Raw genomic sequence first — 2,827 nt, forward strand, 5'->3', positions numbered from 1 at the left:
TTTTCCAGGAGCATTCGCTGCTGCCCAATCTGTCGATCGCCGAGAACATGTTTCTCGGCCGGGAGCCGACGACACGGTTCGGCTCGATCGATTATCGGGTGATGAGCAGCCAGACCGCCAAGGCGCTTGGCGAACTCGGCCTCACGCTCGACCCGTCGCAACTCGTTTCAAACCTGACCATAGCCGAGCGGCAATTCGTCGAGATCGCGCATTGCATCCAGGCGGACGCCAGCGTGCTCATCCTCGACGAGCCGACGGCGGCGCTCAACGCAGCCGATGTCGATGTGCTCAACCGCAACATCCGCCGGCTGCGCGATAAGGGAAAAGCCATCGTCTACATCTCGCATCGCATGGAGGAGATATTCGAGCTGTGCGACACGGTGACGGTGCTGAAGGACGGCGCACTGGTCGGCACAAGAATGGTGTCCGAGATCACCACCGACGAACTCATCGCCATGATGGTCGGACGCGAACTCCAGGACCTTTTTCCCGATCGTACTGATAACAAAGGCGACGAGATCCTGCGCGTCGAGAACCTGAGGATCACCGAGACATCGCGGCCGCTGTCGCTGACATTGCACAAGGGCGAGATCGTCGCCCTGGCCGGCCTGGAGGGACAGGGCCAGCAGCGCTTCCTGAGATCGCTGATCGGCCGCTATCATCCCTCCGCCGGGACGATTTCCGTCAACGGCAAAGCGCTGAAAATGCCGCTCCCGCCATCATCAGGCGTTCGCCATTTGCAGCAGCTGAGGGTCGGCTTCGTTCCCGAGGACCGCAAGGAAGAGGGGCTCTTCCTCGCTTTGCCGATCGCCCACAACATCGCCATCGGATTGCATTCGAGGCGATCCGAACTCGCGGCGGCGCGGCCGTATCGAAACGTGATCGCCCGCATGATGGAGGTCATGAACATAAAGGCGGCAGGGCCGTCCGCGCCGGTCGGCTCCCTGTCCGGCGGCAACCAGCAAAAGGTTCTGCTCGGCCGCTACCTGGCCGCCGATCTCGATCTTCTGCTGGTCGAGGAGCCGACCCGCGGAGTCGACATCGGCGCCAAGTCCGAGATCTACCACCTGCTGCGCGACTTTACCGCCAAGGGCGGCGCCGTGCTGGTGCTGTCGCGTGAGACGATCGAGTTGATCGGGCTCTGCGATCGCATCTACGTCGTCCACGACGATACCATCGTTGCCGAAATGCCGGCAGCGCAGGCGACAGAACACAAGATCCTCGACGCGGCCCTGATGGGCGGTTCCACGCGCCAGCATTAGGGGCCTCCATGCATCGTTCGCTTTTCAACATCCTGAGTGGCCGGAACACCCGGCAAGGCCTGTGGGGCCTGCCGCTTCTGGTCGCCTTGCTCATTTCGCTGTGGCTGGCCGTCGAGACGACACAGTTCGCCACGGCCGAAAACCTCTTCAACCTGGTAGCCCAGGCGATGCCGCTGATCATCGCGGCGATCGGACAGCTCGTCGTCGTGCTCATCGGCGGGCTCGACCTGTCGGTCGGTTCGGTCATCAGCTTCACCACCGCGGTGCTGGCGCTCGACCAGCCGGCGATCGTGCTGATCCCGGCGGTCTTCGTGCTGGCGGCACTCATCGGGCTGACCAACGGCCTGGCGATCACCCGCTTCAACGTCCATCCGATCATCGCGACGCTGTCGACGCAGTACATCGTGCTCGGCATCACGCGCATCCTGCGTCCCGTCTCCGGTGGCACCGTGCCGGAGATCGTCATCGATGCCGTCTCGGGCAGTTTCCTCGGCATTTCCTATCCGGTTTTCTGGGGCATCGCCGTGATCCTGGCAGCGTGGAAACTGCTCTACGGATCCCGGTACGGGCTGCATCTGTTTGCGATCGGCGGCGGCATCGCGTCCGGCGCCGAAAGCGCTGCCCGCAATTTCGGCGTCTCCGACCGCCGCAACATTATCCTCGCCTATGTGGTCTGCTCCTGTTTCGCGGCCGCTGCCGGTGTCTTCCTGGCCGGGCGCATCGTGTCGGGCGATCCGAATGTCGGTCTGCTTTTCGAACTCGATACCGTCACCGCCGTGGCGCTCGGAGGCACCCAGCTCTCCGGCGGCATCGGCAGCCTGCACGGCACAGTGATCGGCGCGCTGGTCATGGCGCTGCTGGCTAACGGCATGAACCTCGCCAACGTCTCGCCCTTTGTTCAGACAGCGATCAAGGGCGGCATCCTGCTGGCGGTGGTCGGGTTGCAATCCCGCAAGAAAATGGGGCTCTGAGCGATGGCCGCCGTTCTCGCAAATCCGATCGCCCGGCGTCTGCTGCGCATCCCGCCGTCCTATTTTGTCTTCATCGTGCTGCTGGCGACGCTGTGGATCGCGCGGCCGAACATGCTCAACCTCAACATCATGGGCATCTTCGTCAGGCAGATCGTGCCGCTCGGCATCCTGGTGCTGGGGCAGCTCGTCGTCATGCGGGTGAAGTCGATCGACCTCTCTGGCGGCGGCATCATCCTGCTCATCAACTATTTCATCTCGTCGGGCACTTTCCCCGGCGCGTCGATGCCTTTCTTCGTCGTGCTGGCGCTCGCCACCGGCCTCGTCATCGGCCTGTTCAACGGCTTCATGATCGGCAACCGGCGGGTGTCGGCGGTCATCGTCACGCTGGCGGTCAGCATCATCCTGGTCGGGCTGGTGCAGTTCCTGTCGAGCGGCAATCCGCCCGGCGATGTGCCGAAGCTGTTCAACGACCTATACAACACGAAATTCCTGTCGGTTCCGACGCCGGTGCTGTTCTGGGTCCTGCTGACCGCTTCGGTGTGGCTGCTTCTGTCGCGGACCATCTTTGGCCGCTACGTCGCTTCGGTCGGGGAG

3 protein-coding genes are annotated in these 2,827 nt (G+C 63.2%); all 3 read left to right on the forward strand.

Translation table 11 applies throughout. From position 1 onward, the window contains the following. On the forward strand, positions 1-1,262 hold a 1,262-nt coding region (locus tag EN893_RS27205; RefSeq protein ID WP_164901144.1), incomplete at its 5' end, for a sugar ABC transporter ATP-binding protein. Positions 1,263-1,270: 8 nt separating this feature from the next. After that, positions 1,271-2,233: an ABC transporter permease gene (locus EN893_RS27210; RefSeq protein WP_127301652.1), complete on the forward strand. Its 963-nt coding sequence runs from the start codon at positions 1,271-1,273 to the stop codon at positions 2,231-2,233. A gap of 3 nt (positions 2,234-2,236) precedes the next feature. Further along, positions 2,237-2,827, forward strand: a 591-nt coding sequence (locus EN893_RS27215) for an ABC transporter permease (protein WP_164831794.1), incomplete at its 3' end; no start/stop codon positions are given.

Origin of the sequence: Mesorhizobium sp. M7A.F.Ca.CA.004.04.2.1 (assembly GCF_004022825.1) — a bacterium.
GTDB lineage: Bacteria > Pseudomonadota > Alphaproteobacteria > Rhizobiales > Rhizobiaceae > Mesorhizobium.

Bases quoted from the DNA above. Each gene is read 5' to 3' on its own strand.
- EN893_RS27210 (WP_127301652.1), top strand. From the start codon at position 1,271: ATGCATCGTTCGCTTTTCAACATCCTGAGTGGCCGGAACACCCGGCAA.